This is a genomic window from Trichocoleus sp. FACHB-40 (genome assembly GCF_014695915.1).
GTDB lineage: Bacteria > Cyanobacteriota > Cyanobacteriia > Cyanobacteriales > FACHB-T130 > Funiculus > Funiculus sociatus.
This window is the reverse complement of the sequence record NZ_JACJPF010000046.1, coordinates 76,564-94,397: the sequence shown is the minus strand read 5'-3', so window position 1 is coordinate 94,397 and position 17,834 is coordinate 76,564. Positions and strand designations below refer to the sequence as shown.

The window sequence follows — 17,834 nt, the reverse complement described above, 5'->3', positions numbered from 1 at the left end:
TCTTAATAAAGAGCTAAAATCCGATCGGAGAACCGGAGTTTTGTGGCAAGATAAAAGATTGTTCCTCAAGATAGTTAAGCGGATATGGCTCTTAGATTAGGCGACCAGGTTCCCGACTTCACTCAAGATTCTAGTGAAGGCAATATCAACTTTTACCAGTGGGCTGGCGATAGCTGGGTAGTGCTATTCTCCCACCCTGCCGATTTTACCCCCGTTTGTACCACTGAACTCGGTGAAGTCGCCCGCCTCAAGCCGGAATTTGACAAGCGCAACGTCAAGGCACTGGCTTTGAGCGTGGATGACGTAGAATCTCACAAAGGCTGGATTGGCGATATCGAAGAAACTCAGAATGTTGGTTTGAATTACCCAATCCTTGCAGATCCGGATAAGAAGGTTTCTGACCTTTACGACATGATCCACCCCAACGCTGCTAACACAGTAACGGTGCGTTCTGTGTTCATCATCGATCCGCAGAAAAAGCTGCGTCTCACCTTCACCTACCCCCCCAGCACCGGGCGCAATTTCGATGAAATTTTGCGAGTGATTGATTCTCTGCAACTGACCGACCATTACAGCGTCGCTACTCCTGCTAACTGGACAGAGGGAGGTGATTGTGTAATCGTCCCATCTCTGAAAGATCCAGAAGTGTTAAAAGAGAAATTCCCCAAAGGTTACACCGAAATCAAACCGTATCTGCGGATGACTCCTCAACCGGACAAGTAAGGCAAAAGTAAAAAGGTAAAATTTTGTAGGGTGGGCATTGCTCACCCTACTTTGTTAAAGGGTAGAGAAAAGTAAGCGATCGCACTACCATTGAAATCATCTCCATTAGGAAATAGACGCATACACTATGCTTTCATCCCCGTTAGTTGTCAGAATTCCGCCCTCAATGCAAATGACAGATGACGATTTTTTTGAGTTCTGTCAAGTTAATCGTGACTTACGCATTGAAAGAAATAAATTTGGAGAATTGGTGATTATGCCTCCGACAGGCTCAGAGACAGGAAACAGAGAAGGTAATATATTTGGACAGCTATGGGTTTGGTCAGAACAAGATGGCACAGGTATAACTTTTAGTCCAAGTGCTGGATTTAAACTATCAACAGGGGCAGAACGTTCGCCTGATGCGTCATGGATCAGACTGGAACGATGGAATACTTTATCAGCCGAACAAAAGCAAAGGTTTGCTCCCATCTGTCCAGATTTTGTAGTTGAACTCAGGTCGCATTCTGATAATCTTAAGCCTTTGCAAGAAAAGATGTTGGAATATATGCAAGAGCCAGGAGTACAGTTAGGCTGGCTGATTGACCGGAAAAACCGCCAAGTTTATATTTATCGTCCGGGTGAAGAAGTGGAATGTCTAGATAATCCGGCTACAGTTAGTGGCGATCGCGTATTACCTGGATTTGTCCTGAATATGAGTAAAATTTGGTAGAAGCCAAAATAGTACCGCAACGCTTACCTACTCTGGTTGTCGTAAACGAGTGATCGCGCTTTCCAATCAAGCGTCTATCTAAACACCTAATATAAGCCAAAATTTTTATAGAGAATAACTCAGGTAATTTCAGAATGGATATCAAAAATGGATTTGTCGATGCGGTTGGCAATACGCCGCTGATTCGGATAAACAGCTTTAGTGAAGAAACTGGGTGCGAAATCCTGGGAAAAGCAGACTTTCTCAATCCCGGCGGTTCCGTCAAAGACCGCGCCGCGCTTTACATCATCAAAGACGCTGAAGAAAAAGGCTTACTCAAACCCGGCGGTACAGTAGTTGAGGGAACCGCAGGAAATACAGGTATTGGACTAGCCCATATTTGCAACGCTAAAGGCTATAAATGCCTGATTTTCATCCCAGACACCCAATCTCAAGAAAAGATTGATGCCCTAAAAACACTCGGCGCAGAAGTCCGCACCGTTCCCGCCGTACCATACAAAGACCCCAACAACTATGTGAAACTCTCAGGCAGAATTGCGTCCGAAATGGAGAATGCTATCTGGGCGAATCAGTTTGATAATCTGGCAAATCGCCGCGCCCACTACGAAACTACGGGGCCAGAAATTTGGGAACAAACCAACGGTAAAATCGATGCTTGGGTAACATCGACGGGTACGGGCGGCACTTTCGCGGGCGTGTCGATGTTCCTGAAAGACCAAAATCCGGCGATTAAAACTATTTTGGCAGACCCAATGGGTAGTGGACTTTACAGTTATGTCAAGACGGGCGAAATCACAACTGAAGGAAGTTCCATCACCGAAGGCATTGGCAACAGTCGCGTGACGGCGAATATGGAAGGTGTCCCGGTTGATGATGCCATCCGCATTGATGACACTGAGGCTGTGCGAGTGGTTTACCAACTGCTGCGGAAAGATGGGCTGTTTATGGGCGGTTCTACGGGGATTAACGTCGCCGCCGCCGTAGCACTGGCTAAACAGATGGGGCCAGGACATACCATTGTTACGTTGCTTTGTGATGGTGGTTCGCGGTATCAGTCGCGGCTATTTAATCAGGAATGGCTGGCATCGAAGGGACTTTCACCGGATTAAATAAATTAACCCCCAACCCCTACCCGCATTTCAAGGGGCAGGGTGGTTTCATTTATTAAAAGAAAATTCTGTAACGTTGATTCTGGTTGGCGGTAGGGGCTTTTTGATTACCATGCCCCTACAAAATATCGCAATTTTCGATATTTTCTAAGGGTTGTATGAAACCACCCTGCTTCCTGCTTTTCAAGGAGGCTAAGACAAGATTGTTTGATTTTTTACCATGTTAGCGATCGCAGGTTGGGGCGGAGAATGCGAAACTTAACACCCATGAGCATTTGTTGGGTTGAATGCAAGTGTTCCCAGCGTTTGATGATTCCCACCAATAGGTAGATATCCAATTCACAAAACTTGAAACCACAGAGCCATAAATAACGTATAGCAATTAAGCCAACATTTGTATGGGGGTAACTTTGTACGCCCATACAAATGTTGATTAGCGTGGCTTGAAATTACAGATGTTTGAGGGCAATGTATCACCCACCGAAGTATTAGTTTGCCAGAACCGCAGTTGTCGCAAGTTGGGTGCGGTTAAGGTTTTGGCAGCATTTCAGGCACTTCCAGTTCCTGGCATTACTGTAACTGGTAGTCAATGTCTGGGACAATGCGGCAATGGGCCGATGGTGCTGGTGCTTCCGGAACACGTTTGGTATAGTCGCGTCCATCCCGATGAAGTCCCGGCGGTGGTGGAACGACATTTGCGGGGTGGACGAGCGATCGCATCCATGATTTATCGGAAGGTTAAGCAGTAATTACACGTAATCGTGAGTTACAAATGGCACATTAATAAGCTCACCTTGGCTTTCCCCGACCTGCACTTTCAGCCCTTCGCCACCAGCTTTGGTGCGTATATATGCCAATCCAAAGGAACCTTGTTCGGTTTCGGTGTAGCTGGTGAGTTTGCCGACTTTTTCCTCTCCCACGGTAATCACACTCCCAGGTTTTACGGGTGCGCTTAGTCGCACTCCCCAAAGGTGTTGCTTGACTCCTTTATAGGTATTTAAACGGGCAATTGTCTCTTGTCCGATGTAGCAGCCTTTCTCAAAAGAGATTGTCTGCCATAAGCCAGCTTCTAGGGGATTATAATCTTCGGTTAGTTCAAAGTCAGGCGCAGGTCGTCCTTGTTCGATTCGCAGGTGTTCCCAGACGCGATCGCTCATCGGAACTGCCCCAGCTTCTATTATTTTCTCCCACAGCTTCTCGCGATTACCAGCATTTAGGATAAGAGTATATCCCGACGTTGCCAAACCGCTACCTACAGCAACCCGCACATCCTCAAACAATTGGTGCGAGGCATAAGGTTTCCCAATAATTGCACCAGCACCCAACTTTTCTACTAGGGCATCACTTCCCGGCCCAATCAGGCTGAAAGTAGCGGTATCTTCCGTTACATCCTTTAATTGCACCTTGTCAGAGAAAAAGATGTAGCGATCCATTAACTGCATCAATTGCTGGCGGCGAGAAGGTGAAACCAGCAGCAGTACAGAATCTTCAATCACATAAGCAGTGGTTAAGTCAATAGTTCTCGCCGTCGATGTTACAAAAACTGTATCGCAACCTTGTCCTGGTTGGAGTGACTGGAAGTTGTTGGTCGTCTGGTTGTGCAAAAATCGGATGCGGTCATCGTCAGAAACTTGGATGCGTCCCCAGTGAGAGCGATCACACACAGCAACAGAGTCCCGCACCGCTTGGATAGCTGCTGCTTCGTTGCCGTCAATTGTCGATGTTGGCATGGTGATTGTTGCTAATAAGTTTCGATTTTTACCTAGGATTCCTGCTAGGTTCTTTGACTTGAAAATCTTATCAAATCAGGCTGATTGGCTTCAATGTTGTACTCAATATGAAGCTAACATACAGTCAGTAAACTGCTTGTCAAAATACCAGACAACTATAGCAATTCCAGGGTTGGGTACGATACATCTGTAAGGACATGGCAATGCCATGTCCCTACCAAGGTAGACCGGACGCCCGAACCCTGATATATTCCACAAACTGAGAAACGCTGTAAAGTCGCAACCGCATAAACCAAGTTCGCCTGCACGGACTGACAGCAAATTAAGGTTTTGTTTGTGAGCCAGCAAACTTTAATCCGTAAGAGAGTAGCTGCCATGCTAAAGTACGATCCGCTACAACTTCCATCAGAGGAAGAACTACCTTGTTCTGACGATACTCCTGTGGATAATGAACTGCAAAATTTAATCCCTAACTTATTAGGAGCGATTTTAGCCTTCATTTGGCAAGACCGCAGGGACTGGTTTTTTGCTGTAGATATGGGAATTTACCATACAACAGGAACCAATCCCAGAATCCCAATTGTTCCCGATGGCTTCCTCAGTTTAGGGGTAGAGCGGTTGAAGGGTGACAAGTTACGTTTGAGTTACATTGTCTGGAAAGAAAATAACGTTGTACCTGTTTGGGTATTAGAAATTGTCTCTCACACTTACGGAGGAGAGTACGGCAACAAAGCCGCCCAATATGCCCAACTAGGAGTGTTGTACTATGCAATCTACAACCCTGAATACAGCCAGCGCGATAGACACGACCTTTTGGAGGTGTATCGCCTAGTTGATGGAGCTTATGTTCGGCAACCGGGGGAACCCGTGTGGATGCCGGAGATTGGTTTAGGAATTGGGCGGGAACAAGGAACTTATTGGGGAATAACGCGAGAGTGGCTGTATTGGTATGACCAAGATGGGAGAAAGTACCTATCCCCAGAAGAAGCAAGACAAGTGGCTGAACAACAGGCACAGCAGGAGGCTCAAAGGCGACAGATAGCTGAACAACGTGCCGAGCAATTGGCAGCACAATTGAGGGCATTGGGGATTGAGCCGGATGAAGCTTGAAGAAGCGATCGCGTTTAGTGATGAGAATGCGATCGCGCTCTATCTACTATCAATAAATGATTATTGTTGAAATTGGGATAATAACCAAGCACCAACCAAACTTTGATTTTCTTGGCGACTGCGCTGTAAAGCTTCCACTAGCACCGAAATCGCTAATCCCGGCAACACTTGAGACTCAGTAATTCTTTGACTTCCCCCAGCCGATGTGATGGTAAAAGCAATAATTCTGATGTTCACAACATCCACCACCCAATATTCCGCTACTCCTAAATCTTCGTACAGCAGCCGTTTTTGCCCGATATCATCAGATAGTGAAGTATTAGCAATCTCAATCACTAAATCTGGCGCTGGATACTGGTCTAAGTTGATGATTGATGTTCCCCAAGGAATTACATCGGCATTTTCACCAATATAATAAGACACATCTGGTTGACTTTCTTGAACACCTGTTTTTCTATAGGTACAGTTATCCCGTCCATGTATAGGAATGCCTTTGAGGGTAGCAAACAGGTTAACGGCAAAGATAATAATAGTGTGATCGCTGGCGTGGTCAGAGCCGATAGGTGACATTTCTATCCTCAATTGTCCATTGTGGTAATAGCCTTTCGCTTTTTCTAGTTGCGGATCTTCAATCGCCTGGATATATTCATTCCAACTGGCTACAACCCAAGTATCTGTCGTTTTTTTTATTTGTAGTTTACTCATAATTGAAACTATTTGTATCTCTCATCTTTATTGTTATTAATAAAAACACACTCACGAAGGAAATTTATAAATTCTGCTAAAACTTCACTTGAACTAATAATTACCAAAATTGTCTTCCGAAAAGTCCTATCATTTAATTGGACATCTAGGCAACATTCGCTATTATCTATAGAATTTAAAAAAGATTTATGAAAAGACTTCATCTCTTCGTAATCACAATCAACGTTGCTAAGTTGATCGAGATTAAACCCACCTACTGATTCGCCGTGCATAATGGATTTATATCTCAAGGATATCTCCAAGAAGATATCCTCTTTACTAGGTCGTACCCATAGAACTCTCTCTCTTATACCGGAATACGTCACCTTACGTCCGTGAACTCGTTCTTCTTCGACATCTGCTGAAAAGCGTAGAAATAGCAGATGTTTAGTTAATAGGTCGTCATTTACATAAATATGTAAGCCTTCTCTGCATGGGGATAAAACAAGTTGATAACCTTGAAATATTTCCTTTTGGTTAGTATTTTTCAGCCGATAACCTATATATTCAGATGTTGTACAAACTTTAAACTTTTGGTCGAAGCCTGATTGCTCCAGTATCCTTGTAGCCAAAGACATTAAATACTCTCCGGCTTCACTCTTTTTCATGCTTAACGAAACTGGGACGCATACACTGTTCTGGTTTACCTGTTCCTGTTCGTTGCTAACGTTATTTGTGACAGTAGAAGGATAATCGCTTACCCACTCAGGCTTGTACTGGGCGAACGGCTCACGTAAATCACCGCGTTTCGACCGTCGATCGCCTTCAAATTTACTTTTGATGCCGAAGGCGGCATAAAGTTTTTCGATGTGCTTGCGTACAGTTCCTTGATGGATATCCAGAGACTTAGCAATTTCGGCATCTGTACACTTAGCTAACACCATTCGCAATACCTCGACTGTACGAGGGTTCCGCAGCTCCAGCTTTTCCAGTGTTTCTTTGAACTGCTGACGATTCATATCTTTCAAAATATCGCATATTTTATTATCTGCGTACTCTGCGTACTTTGCGTACTGAAATTAGGATAACAGATGCCCATTGTCGTGTGTAGCTGCGTTCTGAGCATGATATTCACAGAAGCATTTGAGTAAAGAAATGAAAATTACAGAAAGTCAGCTCAGATTCCACCAGTTAGAAATACCAGGTATGGAAGAATTTCTCGCCAATCTGGAAACGCAGCCAGAAACTACCAAGATGAACCCAAAACCCATCTCCGAGATTTCGGCTAATAATACACAAATTCAAACCACATTCGATCAGTTGGAAATACCGGGGATGGAAGAATTTCTCTGCAAACTGAAAACACAGCCAAAAACTACTGGCTTAAACGAATACGGCGACGCGATCGCAATTAGCATGAATAATCTCCCTGACGATACTGCTGCTTGAAGAAAAAGCGATCGCGCTATCTTTCCTCCTCTTAGCCCGCGTAGGTGAACTTTGTTTGTGGAGCATCTAGGCTTCAGCCTGCGGGCTTTAGAGATTTTCAACTACTTGGCAAATTCACAAATATTTCTTCCACCAGATGCTTAGCTTTAGCATCCAAAAGGTTCCAGTCTACATCACCAGTGTCTTCTTCAATTAAGCTGGTATCAATCTCTACTTCTGCATTTTCTTGATGGGTCGCTTGATTATAATTGCGAAAACAAACTTGATAGCACAGTTCCCACAAATCAACGCTAACTTCGCGGTCTTGTTGCTGCAAACAAAGCAGATAACCAGGATAGGGATTTGGCATATCAGCTAAAGCATTTTCGATTACAGACGCTTCTTCTGGTGAAGCTGTGGCGAGTTGTTGCTGCAAAGCAGTAAAAGCAGCTTTAGTTTCTTCTGATGTCCCCCCAGACCAAATTAGCACTTCTTTGTAAGTTCCTTTCCAGGTTGATTGATCTAAATGTTTGCGGATGTGGTCAATGATGCGGATGAAGGCTGGCTGCATCAAGATTTCCGCTTGCCCCCAACTGGTAATATCTGTGAATTTTGGTTGCATTATTTTATGGAAGATTAAAAAAGTTGGATAAAAGATTGTTCAAGGCTCAGGCTGTTAAGGTGACGAGGTTGGGACTTCTCGCCGTACATCTTTGACTTGACTAACTTGAAAAATTAATGTAAAAGGTTGACCCATTTTTTGCTCGACAAACTCTTCCAGTAGCAGCACTTGTTTGGGTGTTAAAACTTCCTGAGCGCGAACTGTGAGATAAACTTCTGGTGGGTTAGTTAACCAGTTAGACTCAGTTTTAATTAAATCTACTCGCTGAAAGGTAATGGTTTCTTTAAGCAGTGCTTGTTTTAAACTTGCTTCTAGTCGGGCTTGTCTGATTAATTGTACTAAACTGATACCTAAAGGAACTAGGAGAATTGCTGTAAAAACCAGAGTCCAACTTAGGGCTTTCCGGGCGCGATTTAATGGGGTGTAGCCTGATACTAAAAAGGTCAGCATGCAAGCTAGAGTAATGCCCAACAAATTTGTCATGTACAGCAGTGCTGCACCGAAACTGAGCGACCAATTAGCTTGGGAAAGACCTAAGCCAATGACGCAAACGGGGGGCATAAGTGCGACTGCGATCGCAGTCCCAGCTAAAGTACCAGAAATTTTTGGCTGAACTTTGGCAAAGCCGCTGATTCCCCCAGCAGATACGGCAATTCCTAAGTCTAGCAGAGTCGGTTTAGAGCGAGATAGCACTTCGCTGCCAAATTCTGGCAGTCCGACAAAGGAACCGAGAAGAAATGCTAAAACAATCGCTAAAACTGTACCCGCAATTACTGATTTTAACCCTTGGCGAAACAGCAGAATATCGCCTTCTAATGCGCCAAAAGCTAAGCCGCGAATGGGTAACATTAACGGGGCGATAATCATTGCCCCAATAATTACCGCAGCACTGTTAGTCAGGAGTCCGAAAGTAGCGATCGCGCAAGACCCAACAATCAATACCATATAGTTCAGGTCTATTGTGGATTCTTCCAATAGCCCTTCTCGCAGCTGAGTTATATTTCGCTGTGCCGATTTTCTTAATCGGCGATATTTCAGCCAATCTTGTTGAATGTTTCTTAACAAATTGAAAACACTCCCATAGAATTTTACTCAAAGACGAGGTTAAGCCAATGCTTGTATAGTTAGTAAACTTCTCCCTAAATTGGTGTATATCCGCAGGCAAAGGTCTAAATCCTATGACACCCAAAGCGCGCCAAAAGTGCGATGGTATTGAAATGAAATACCATAATCACCATCCATCGGTAAAATGTAACTACTTCTCAGGGTAGAAATGAGCAGTGAGGTAATTGATAATAGGTAACTGGTAATTGGTAGTAGCAATTACCCATTACCGATTCCCGATTCCCCATTTCCCTTTCCCCATTCCCTGCTAAATTGGCAATGGCACTGCATAGCCTGTCTGAATTTCATGCTTAAGAAAAATAAACGTCCCCTAATTCTGGCTTTGGGAACTGGTGCGTTGCTACTGGGCGGCGCATTGGCTTACTGGCTGCTGGTGCAGCAAAATATTTTACGGGGTAATGTCCCAGAAGGTGCCAAGTTAGTTCCTCAGGATGCGCTCTTTGCCGTGTCAGTTTCTACTGATGAAAAGCAATGGCAGCAACTGCGGGAGTATGGCACTCCGCAAAGCCAAGCTGCCTTTGCCAAACAGCTGCAACAGCTGGAAAAAAATCTCCTCACTGCCAACGGCTACGACTATCAGCAAGATATTAAGCCTTGGGTGGGTAAAGAAGTCACGATCGCTTTTTTGCCGCCGGAAACACCGCAATCCCCGAATGCGATTCCGGTTGGTCAACAATCGGTGGTGATGGTGCTGCCAATTAACGATCCCTTGCAAGCAAAGCAAGTGTTGGAAAGAGCCAGACCGCAAACCGCGAACAAGTTTGTTGAACGCGATTACAAGGGAATTAAGATAAGAGAAACGCCGAGCGGTGCGGCACAGAAGTTTTCCACAACTCTGCTAGAACGTTCTTTGGTTGTCAGCACCGATCCTAAAGGGACGGAGCGCATAATCGATACCTACAAAGGTGCAGCATCTTTGGGGACTACTCCAGGTTACTCGGAGGCGTTGGGTAGGATTCGGGCCACAGATCCGTTTGCGCGATTATATTTTAATGTGCCAGTTGCTACTGCTGTAGCCGCAGCAAATTCGGCGCGATCGCTTCCTTCCCAAAACCTCGCTTCTTTGCAAGAAAAGCAGGGTTTAGCAACATCGGTGATGTTGCAACCAGAGGGAATTCTTTTTAAAGGGGTTTCTTGGTTGAAGCCGAACAGCGAAAACAAGTATGCTGTTGAAAACAATGCCAAAATTATGTCCCGCCGCTTGCCAGAAAACACGCTGATGATGACTTCTGGCGGCAATTTAGAGCGGTTATGGCAAGATTACGTCAAGGGCGCTCAATCAAATCCGATTATCCCGATCAATCCAGAAGCCCTGAAAGCTGGGATAAAGTCTCAACTTGGTCTAGATTTAGAGCAAGATTTGCTGCCTTGGATGCGAGGCGAATTTAGCTTGGCTTTAATTCCCGCACCTAAAGGAGTTCCCTCAAATTTAGGTGCTGGGGTGATATTTATGGTGCAAGCAAGCGATCGCTCTCGTGCGGAAAAATCCCTCCAGCAAATAGATCAGGTGATGGCAAGCCAATACCAATTCCAGGTGCAACAGGGAAGCTTGAATAATCAACCAGTAGTCAACTGGACATCGCAGTTGGGTGGTTTAGCCGCAACTCACGGCTGGTTAGATGGAAATGTTGCCTTCCTGTCCTTGGGCGCACCTGTTGCTACTACCATCGTTCCGCAACCACAAGCAATGCTCTCCGACAGTGAGTTATTTAAACAGGGGATGCCAACAGAACTTAATGCCAAAAATGGTAGCTTCTTCATCGATGTTGACCGCACGATTAATACTGGAAATCTGGCACTGCCGCAATTTTCGCCCGATCAAAAGATATTTACAAATGCGATTCGCTCCATTGGAGTAACAGCTGGGATTAGTAGCGATCGCTCTAGCCGTTTTGACATCTTTGTGCGGACGAAAAAAATTGGCGAACCCAGTAATTCTGGAAAACCTAGTATTTCTCCTACTCCCCAAAGTAGCCCCCAAGCATCTCCCACCGCTTCGCCCTAATTTTAGGAAGCTGCACATCTTTATTGTTTTTTGTCAGCGGTCAGTTGCCACGAAATACTGGCCACTGACTACTGGCAATATCCAAATAAGGAGTTTAAATTTATAAGAGCGATCGCTAATTTATTTTTTGGCAGTAACACTCTAATGCCGGGTCATAACAAGTATTGCTATTTTTATAAAACTCAACTTGGCTGGGCTTATTTGTCACTTCTGAGTTTCCCAAAGCACTGCATAGCCACCAATCACCAGTAAGATTGAGACGTTTTGCCCATTCAGCGATTAACGGTTGAGCTTTTGTATGCCATTCGCTGCTTGGTGAAATTCTGCCAACTTTAACAAGTGCTTCTTTATAATTATTAGATGCTGCTAACTGGTTCGCCCACTCAAATCGACACTCTTGAGTTAGCGCATTAGCATCGGCGTAATAGTTTGAATTACTAAGTGCTGTTTTGGCTTGTACAATGCACTCCTCAAATTTTCCCGCAGCTTTGAGATTTTCAACTTCTGCCAAAATGGTTTTTGCTTGAGAAGTTTGCAAAGGACTTGACGGACTTTGCATCTTAATTAAATTCGTTTCTTGGCTTTGTTCAGCTTGTATTTCAGTGTAAGCGTAAACGCTCATCCCACCAAGAAGAGCAACACCAAGACCTATTTCAAATATCAGGCCAGCTTTGTTGTAGGATGACATAAAATTTCGCACAGTAGCCTTGTGCAGAGATATTGTAAGGGATAGGCTACTGGCTGGAGAATGTTTAATACATCCTGCTATCAGGTGAATCTGCAATACACCCACACTGTACAAGGGTAGCGACTGAAGTCACGCTGGCATTTTGACTTTAACAATAATCACCCAATCGGGTGAATCGATAGAACGAAGTGCGATCGCTTCACAACATCGTATCGTAATATTTACCCTGCGATGGACGGAGGTTGCCAATGTTAAAAAGACTTCTCCAAGCCGCCGCGATCACCTTGTCTCTCAACGTAATTGCGGCACTTAACCAACCTACTATAAACCTGACGACTTATCAATTGCCGTCCGGGAGAACTTCAAAGCCAATAGCGAGTTTGCTGGATCAATTTCTCAAAAACTGAGACTTAATTAATCAAGGAATCGCTAAATGACACCACAATTTAAAGATTTAGAGGCGTTAGCTCAACAAGAAATTGAGCTAATGCCCACATTAGCACTTGCTTTGCGATCGCGCCAATATCAGGATGCACCTCTAGAAGAAATCTTTGATTTACTCGAAAGTGTTACCGAATCCTTTGCAGCGATCGCGCACACGCTTCCTATACAGATGCAACACAGCGCCCGCAAAGAAATTGAGTTTTTCGTTTCTTTGTACCTACAGCGCTTTCATGATGCACTTTACCAAAAAAAATGTTATCTTGCAAAGGCAAAAGTCATTAGTTGTTAGCTAGTGACGATATAGCAATCTTAAAGAGGTTGTAAACTTTAGTAAAGGCTGGTCAACCTATCGCTTTCATGACGAGTGCGGCTTAGCCAAGTGGAGTTTAAATATGAAAAAAAGTTTAATTGCATTTTTATTACTAATATTGGGTTCTGCTTCTGTTGCTTATTACTTTTGGAGTCAGGCAACAAAGCTCCCGGATTGGTACGTTTCTAAAGGAGTAAGTAGCGATAAATTAATTAACCTATCTAATGAAGTAGAAGTACAAGCAGTAAAAACTAAACTACAAGAAAAGATTGATACTAAAATAGAAGACAGCATTAATGCTCGTCAAGAAGTTAGCCCTAAATTAGCCAGGGTTGATGGATATGAAGTTAATACTGATGCAACGAAAAATCCTCAAACCCAAGAAAATAGTAGAACTATACAAATAGACTTAAGCGAAAAGGATTTCAACGAGTTGGTGGTTTCATCGGTAGCAGAAAATACACCAAATAGTAAAGTATTGGAAACAACCAAAGGTTTTAATACAACCATAAAAGATGGAAATCTAGAAAGTGGAGCGGTAATAAATGTTTCTGAGATTCCCAAAGACCGACTAGAGCAAAGGGAAAAAGTTTTTGTAGAAAAGATAACTAAAACTTTCCCTTTTTTAGAAAATCAAGATGTTTATATTGGCATGGAAGGTAAACCTAAGGTAGAAAATGGTCAGTTAAAATTTGAGGAAGATACAAGAATAAAGCTGGGAAACTTGAGCTTGACGATATCAGAACTTTCCCAAAGGCTGGGGATTTCTGAAGATAAAATAAAAGAAAGACTAAAGTTGGAATTGGAACTAGGGCAATTAAAAATAAGCGATATAGAATTTAATGAAAATAACGCTTTGATAAAAGGCTCAGTGAATTGATGCGATCGCGAGTAGGCGCGTCTACCACCAAAGACAATCTAACAGGATACGACGCAAGATGGAGCGATCGCTTGATGCCTCACGCTAAACTGCTAAAGGTGAAAACCGTTGTCAGACCGAGTGCTGCAATTAGCGTTTATGAGCAATCGCCTAGCCCAAGAATCGAGCCTCTATCTCCGCAAACACGCTGAAAATCCCATAGACTGGTGGCCTTGGAGTCAAGAAGCCTTAGAAAAGGCAAAGGCTGAGAATAAGCCAATTTTGCTCTCGATTGGTTACTCCAGCTGCCACTGGTGTACGGTGATGGAAGGAGAGGCGTTTTCAGATAACGCGATCGCGCAGTATATAAATGCCAATTTTATCCCGATTAAAGTAGACCGGGAAGAACGTCCTGACATTGATAGTATTTATATGCAGGCGTTGCAGATGATGAGTGGTCAAGGCGGTTGGCCTTTGAATATCTTTCTGTCGCCTGATGATTTGGTGCCTTTTTATGGCGGTACATATTTCCCCGTAGAACCGCGCTATGGACGACCGGGATTTTTGCAAGTGTTGCAAGCGCTTCGCCGCCACTACGACACCGAAACCGAAAAAATGCGAAGTCTCAAAGAAGAACTTCTCGGTTATATGCAGCAAGCAGCTGTATTGCAAACGGGAGTAGAGACGCAGGGGTTGGATAAAAACTTGTTGCGCCGAGGTTTGGAAACTAGCGCCGGAATAATTGACAGCGACGGACAAGGTGCGAGTTTTCCGATGATACCCTATACGGAGTTGGCGCTGCGGGGTGTCCGATTTAATTTTGAATCCAAATCAGATCCGAAGCAAGCTTGCAGCAAGCGAGGATTAGATTTAGCACTGGGGGGAATTTACGACCATGTAGGCGGCGGCTTTCACCGCTACACAGTCGATCCTACTTGGACGGTGCCACACTTTGAAAAAATGCTTTACGACAATGGGCAAATTGTCGAGTATTTGGCGAATCTGTGGAGTGCTGGGTTAAAGGAAGCGGCATTTGAGAGAGCGATCGCGCACACAGTAAAATGGCTGAAACGCGAAATGACTGCACCCGAAGGTTACTTCTACGCTGCTCAGGATGCGGATAATTTTACCACTCCAGAAGAGGCAGAACCCGAAGAAGGGGCGTTTTACATTTGGAGTTACCCAGAAATAGCTCAGTTGCTAACTCCCCAAGAATTTGCAGAAATTCAAGAACAGTTTACAGTGACGCCGGGAGGCAACTTTGAAGGCAAAATTGTATTGCAGCGCCGTCATCCAGGGAAACTGACTCAAACACTAGAAGCAGGTTTAGAAAAGCTGTTTGAAGCTCGTTATGGTGCCAAGGCAGGATTGGAAACTTTTCCTCCAGCCCGCAACAACCAAGAGGCAAAAACTGGAAATTGGCCGGGACGGATTCCACCTGTCACCGACACTAAAATGATTGTGGCATGGAATAGCCTGATGATTTCGGGTTTAGCCAGAGCTTACGGAGTATTCAGCAAAGAAGAGTATTTGTCTCTCGCGGGCGGCGCTGCCAACTTCATCTTAGATCGCCAATTTGTTGACGGACGCTTCCACCGCCTCAACTACGACGGCTGTCCATCCGTATTGGCGCAGTCGGAAGATTACGCCCTGTTTATCAAAGCGCTGCTAGATTTGCATCAAGTGACTCAAGCTCGTTTTTGGATGGAGAAAGCGATACAGTTGCAAGAAGAGTTTGACGAATTTCTTTGGAGTGTGGAACTGGGTGGATATTATAACACAGCCAAGGATGCCAGTAGCGATTTAATCGTGCGAGAACGCAGCTATGTGGATAATGCTACACCAGCGCCGAACGGGATAGTGATCGCCAACTTAGTGCGTCTAGCTATGCTCACCGAAAATCTGGAATATCTCGATCGGGCAGAGCAAACATTACAAGCGTTTAGCAGCATAATGGAGCGATCGCCGCAAGCTTGTCCAGGTTTGTTTACCGGGCTGGATTGGTATCTTCACTGTACGCTGCTTCGCACTACAGTTAACCAACTTGCCAGCGCGATCGCTCAATACCTCCCCACAACTGTATGCAATGCAGAGGTGATGCCATCAGAGGCGGTGGGATTAGTTTGTCAAGGGCTAACTTGTCTGCAACCCGCCCAAACCCAAGATCAGATGTGGGAGCAACTTTTGCAAAGCCAAACTAGGGGGTAGGGGCTGGGGACTAGGGACTAGGGACTAGGGACTAGGGACTAGGGACTAGGAACTAGGAACTGGCTAAGATTCTTCCCAATCCCCAATCCCCAATCCCCAATCCCCAATCCCCAATTCCCAATTCCCTCACTTTTCCACTGAAGGTGGAATTTGTTCGATACTAATCAGCGCCTCCATGACTGATTTAACCACTGGCGCCGCCACAGTGGAACCATAGGCATTTTCCCCTTTCGGTTCATCCACTACAGCTAAAACCACATAGCGGGGAGAATCTATAGGCAAGATACCCACAAAGCTTGTAATTCTGGCACTAGAGTATCCTCCTGTGGAACTGGCTTTTTGGGCAGTTCCCGTTTTACCACCAATCCGATAACCTGGAATCTGAGCTGCTTTCCCCGTTCCCTTGACCACCACAGCTTCCATCATTTCTAACACCGTCTGGGTAGTCTTCGGGGAAAAGAGGGGGCGCGGTGTTGGTTGATTTGGTTGCCAAAACACCTGTCCTTGAGTATCAAATAACCCCCGGACTAGATGGGGCGTTATCAGTTTGCCACCATTGGCCAGAGAAGCGTGCATCTGTGCGAGATGGATAGGCGTTAGGGAGAATCCCTGACCAAATGAGGTGGTGGCTGGTTCAATCCGAGATGAGGTAAACTGCTCAGAGCTTTTCATCTGCCCTGGTGCTTCAAAAGGCAGGTCAATGCCCGCTGTTTGCCCCAGTCCCAGGCGTTCCAGCCAGCCGTAGTAGACGCTTGGCTTCATTTGTTGCATGATTTGTACCATGCCAATGTTGCTGGAGTATTGCAGAATCTCAGAAATTGTGAGTCTCCCGTGACGGCCAGGTTCAGCGTTTTTGATCTGCCAGCCACCTACCTGAATATTACCGCCGTCATAGAATGTAGTTTCTGGTGTAATTGCTCCAGCTTCCAGAGCGATCGCTACATTCAACGGTTTAAACGTCGAACCTGGCTCATAAAGGTCAGCCAGCGCCCAGTTCTTAAACAAACCCACGTCAGAATTAAAATACTCATTCGGGTCATATGTCGGCTCTGCCACCAGCGCCAGCAAAGCACCATCCCGCGCATCCATAACGATAACCGTACCACGCTTAGCTCTAAACAGCTCTATCTGTTGCTTCAAGGCAGATCGCGCCGCCCGTTGCAAGCGAGAGTCAATCGTCAGCTGTAGTCGCAGGTCATCAAAGTGCAACAATCCTTCTGGCAAATGGTCAGGCATTAACCTGCCATTCCCCGCCCGGCTAAGTCGCACGGTGCGAACAGCACGAACCAGTAAATTTTCCTGACTATATTCCACACCCGCCTGTCCACGATGGTCAACATCGACATAGCCGACCACGTCTGCTGCTAAATCCTTCTGAGGATAGAGGCGGGCGTAATTTTGAATCAGTTCAAGTCCATCGTTTCGCAGTTGGGCGATGTTGTCAGCCTGTTCTTCGGTTAGAGAGTAGGCAACCCGAATCCCACTATCGCGCTGGTTAAACATAGTAACCAGCGCGTCGGCAGAAATTCCCAAAGTCCCACTTAGCTTGGTAGCGATCGCAGATTTTGATTGTTTGAACAGCTTTGGGTGGGCAAACAGTGTATAAGCAGGGCGATCTGTGGCTAAAACGTTGCCGTTGCGATCCACAATCGCGCGGCGCGGCACAAACGGACGCAGATATACCATTTGCTGCTGTCGCGCTTTTGCAAGCAGTGTTGGTGCCTTGACAATTTGCAGCCGATACACGTTCAGTGCCAGCCCTAACCCACTTGCGAACAGCACTCCCCAAACGAGTAGCAGCCGGAAGGATGAAGGATTAGACTGCAAGGCAATTATGCCGTTTGTTTGTTTCTCTTCTTGCGGACTTCTGCCACCCATTAGAGACGCGAGATTGCGCGTCTCTACATTATTTGATGCCTGATGATTTTTTCCGGCACGAGTAGCTTCTAGGGGCAGTTTTTTGGCTGACTCTGGCATCCTAGTAGCTTTGTGATTCAGCAGGTTCGTAGTTTTGCCATTTCCGGAGACTTTCTGCGTAGCTGTCCTACGACTTCTAGATCCTGAATTCTCCATGCCT

The 17,834-nt window shown here is 45.2% G+C and carries 20 protein-coding genes; 12 read left to right on the top strand and 8 right to left on the bottom strand.

Annotated features, from left to right (window positions below; translation table 11 throughout):
• The first annotated feature begins 84 nt into the window (after nt 1–84).
• From H6F63_RS09225 to H6F63_RS09215, 3 genes are all read left to right on the top strand, one after another.
• Nucleotides 85–723, top strand: a complete 639-nt coding sequence (locus H6F63_RS09225) for a peroxiredoxin (protein ID WP_190434735.1) — start codon at nt 85–87, stop codon at nt 721–723.
• 127 nt (nt 724–850) lie between these two features.
• Entirely contained in the window at nt 851–1,435 is a 585-nt protein-coding gene (locus H6F63_RS09220; RefSeq protein ID WP_190636750.1) for a Uma2 family endonuclease, read from the top strand.
• A 134-nt stretch (nt 1,436–1,569) separates the two neighbouring features.
• On the top strand, nt 1,570–2,544 hold the full coding sequence (locus H6F63_RS09215; protein WP_190434728.1) for a cysteine synthase A: 975 nt from the start codon (nt 1,570–1,572) through the stop codon (nt 2,542–2,544).
• Between the two features lie 215 nt (nt 2,545–2,759).
• Here H6F63_RS09215 and H6F63_RS09210 read toward each other — a convergent pair whose 3' ends face one another.
• Entirely contained in the window at nt 2,760–2,966 is a 207-nt protein-coding gene (locus tag H6F63_RS09210) for a hypothetical protein (RefSeq protein WP_190636748.1), read from the bottom strand.
• Between the two features lie 33 nt (nt 2,967–2,999).
• Between H6F63_RS09210 and H6F63_RS09205 the strand changes: the two genes are divergently transcribed.
• On the top strand, nt 3,000–3,293 hold the full coding sequence (locus tag H6F63_RS09205) for a (2Fe-2S) ferredoxin domain-containing protein (RefSeq protein ID WP_190636746.1): 294 nt from the start codon (nt 3,000–3,002) through the stop codon (nt 3,291–3,293).
• Here the strand turns inward: H6F63_RS09205 and H6F63_RS09200 are convergent, their stop codons facing one another.
• Nucleotides 3,294–4,274 (bottom strand): folate-binding protein YgfZ, encoded by a 981-nt coding sequence (locus H6F63_RS09200; RefSeq protein WP_190636744.1) that lies wholly within the window; start codon nt 4,272–4,274, stop codon nt 3,294–3,296. It abuts the gene before it with no gap.
• A gap of 375 nt (nt 4,275–4,649) precedes the next feature.
• Here H6F63_RS09200 and H6F63_RS09195 point away from each other — a divergent pair, with 375 nt between their 5' ends.
• The gene (locus H6F63_RS09195; RefSeq protein WP_190636894.1) at nt 4,650–5,384 is read left to right on the top strand and encodes a Uma2 family endonuclease; all 735 of its coding nucleotides are present in this window, start codon (nt 4,650–4,652) and stop codon (nt 5,382–5,384) included.
• A 60-nt stretch (nt 5,385–5,444) separates the two neighbouring features.
• Here the strand turns inward: H6F63_RS09195 and H6F63_RS09190 are convergent, their stop codons facing one another.
• Nucleotides 5,445–6,089, bottom strand: coding sequence for a Uma2 family endonuclease (locus H6F63_RS09190; protein ID WP_190636741.1), 645 nt, complete (start codon nt 6,087–6,089; stop codon nt 5,445–5,447).
• A gap of 8 nt (nt 6,090–6,097) precedes the next feature.
• Entirely contained in the window at nt 6,098–7,087 is a 990-nt protein-coding gene (locus H6F63_RS09185; RefSeq protein ID WP_190636739.1) for a helix-turn-helix transcriptional regulator, read from the bottom strand.
• 136 nt (nt 7,088–7,223) lie between these two features.
• Between H6F63_RS09185 and H6F63_RS09180 the strand changes: the two genes are divergently transcribed.
• A complete protein-coding gene (locus tag H6F63_RS09180) occupies nt 7,224–7,517 on the top strand; it encodes a hypothetical protein (protein ID WP_190636737.1) in 294 nt (97 codons plus the stop codon).
• 97 nt (nt 7,518–7,614) lie between these two features.
• On the opposite strand, the gene H6F63_RS09175 is transcribed toward H6F63_RS09180, so the two are convergent.
• Together H6F63_RS09175 and H6F63_RS09170 are read right to left on the bottom strand one after the other, a co-directional pair.
• Nucleotides 7,615–8,118: a hypothetical protein gene (locus H6F63_RS09175; protein ID WP_190636736.1), complete on the bottom strand. Its 504-nt coding sequence runs from the start codon at nt 8,116–8,118 to the stop codon at nt 7,615–7,617.
• A gap of 54 nt (nt 8,119–8,172) precedes the next feature.
• Nucleotides 8,173–9,183, bottom strand: coding sequence for a TIGR00341 family protein (locus H6F63_RS09170; protein WP_190636734.1), 1,011 nt, complete (start codon nt 9,181–9,183; stop codon nt 8,173–8,175).
• Nucleotides 9,184–9,529: 346 nt separating this feature from the next.
• On the opposite strand from H6F63_RS09170, the gene H6F63_RS09165 reads away from it, so the two are divergent.
• Nucleotides 9,530–11,248 carry a DUF3352 domain-containing protein gene (locus H6F63_RS09165; protein WP_190636732.1) on the top strand — a complete coding sequence of 573 codons (1,719 nt, stop codon included), beginning with the start codon at nt 9,530–9,532 and terminating at the stop codon, nt 11,246–11,248.
• Between the two features lie 115 nt (nt 11,249–11,363).
• Here the strand turns inward: H6F63_RS09165 and H6F63_RS09160 are convergent, their stop codons facing one another.
• Nucleotides 11,364–11,936 carry a hypothetical protein gene (locus tag H6F63_RS09160; protein WP_190636730.1) on the bottom strand — a complete coding sequence of 191 codons (573 nt, stop codon included), beginning with the start codon at nt 11,934–11,936 and terminating at the stop codon, nt 11,364–11,366.
• A gap of 248 nt (nt 11,937–12,184) precedes the next feature.
• Between H6F63_RS09160 and H6F63_RS09155 the strand changes: the two genes are divergently transcribed.
• The 5 genes from H6F63_RS09155 (at nt 12,185) to H6F63_RS09135 (ending at nt 15,757) form a co-directional block, all read left to right on the top strand.
• Nucleotides 12,185–12,343 (top strand): hypothetical protein, encoded by a 159-nt coding sequence (locus H6F63_RS09155; protein ID WP_190636728.1) that lies wholly within the window; start codon nt 12,185–12,187, stop codon nt 12,341–12,343.
• 26 nt (nt 12,344–12,369) lie between these two features.
• Nucleotides 12,370–12,669: a hypothetical protein gene (locus tag H6F63_RS09150; RefSeq protein ID WP_190636726.1), complete on the top strand. Its 300-nt coding sequence runs from the start codon at nt 12,370–12,372 to the stop codon at nt 12,667–12,669.
• Between the two features lie 103 nt (nt 12,670–12,772).
• Nucleotides 12,773–13,570, top strand: coding sequence for a hypothetical protein (locus tag H6F63_RS09145; RefSeq protein WP_190636724.1), 798 nt, complete (start codon nt 12,773–12,775; stop codon nt 13,568–13,570).
• The gene (locus H6F63_RS09140; RefSeq protein ID WP_190636722.1) at nt 13,570–13,761 is read left to right on the top strand and encodes a hypothetical protein; all 192 of its coding nucleotides are present in this window, start codon (nt 13,570–13,572) and stop codon (nt 13,759–13,761) included. The genes H6F63_RS09145 and H6F63_RS09140 overlap by 1 nt, the downstream gene beginning before the upstream one ends.
• A complete protein-coding gene (locus tag H6F63_RS09135) occupies nt 13,709–15,757 on the top strand; it encodes a thioredoxin domain-containing protein (RefSeq protein ID WP_190636720.1) in 2,049 nt (682 codons plus the stop codon). The genes H6F63_RS09140 and H6F63_RS09135 overlap by 53 nt, the downstream gene beginning before the upstream one ends.
• Before the next feature lie 126 nt (nt 15,758–15,883).
• Here the strand turns inward: H6F63_RS09135 and H6F63_RS09130 are convergent, their stop codons facing one another.
• Nucleotides 15,884–17,830, bottom strand: coding sequence for a penicillin-binding protein 2 (locus H6F63_RS09130; protein ID WP_242019622.1), 1,947 nt, complete (start codon nt 17,828–17,830; stop codon nt 15,884–15,886).
• Nucleotides 17,831–17,834: the final 4 nt, after the last annotated feature.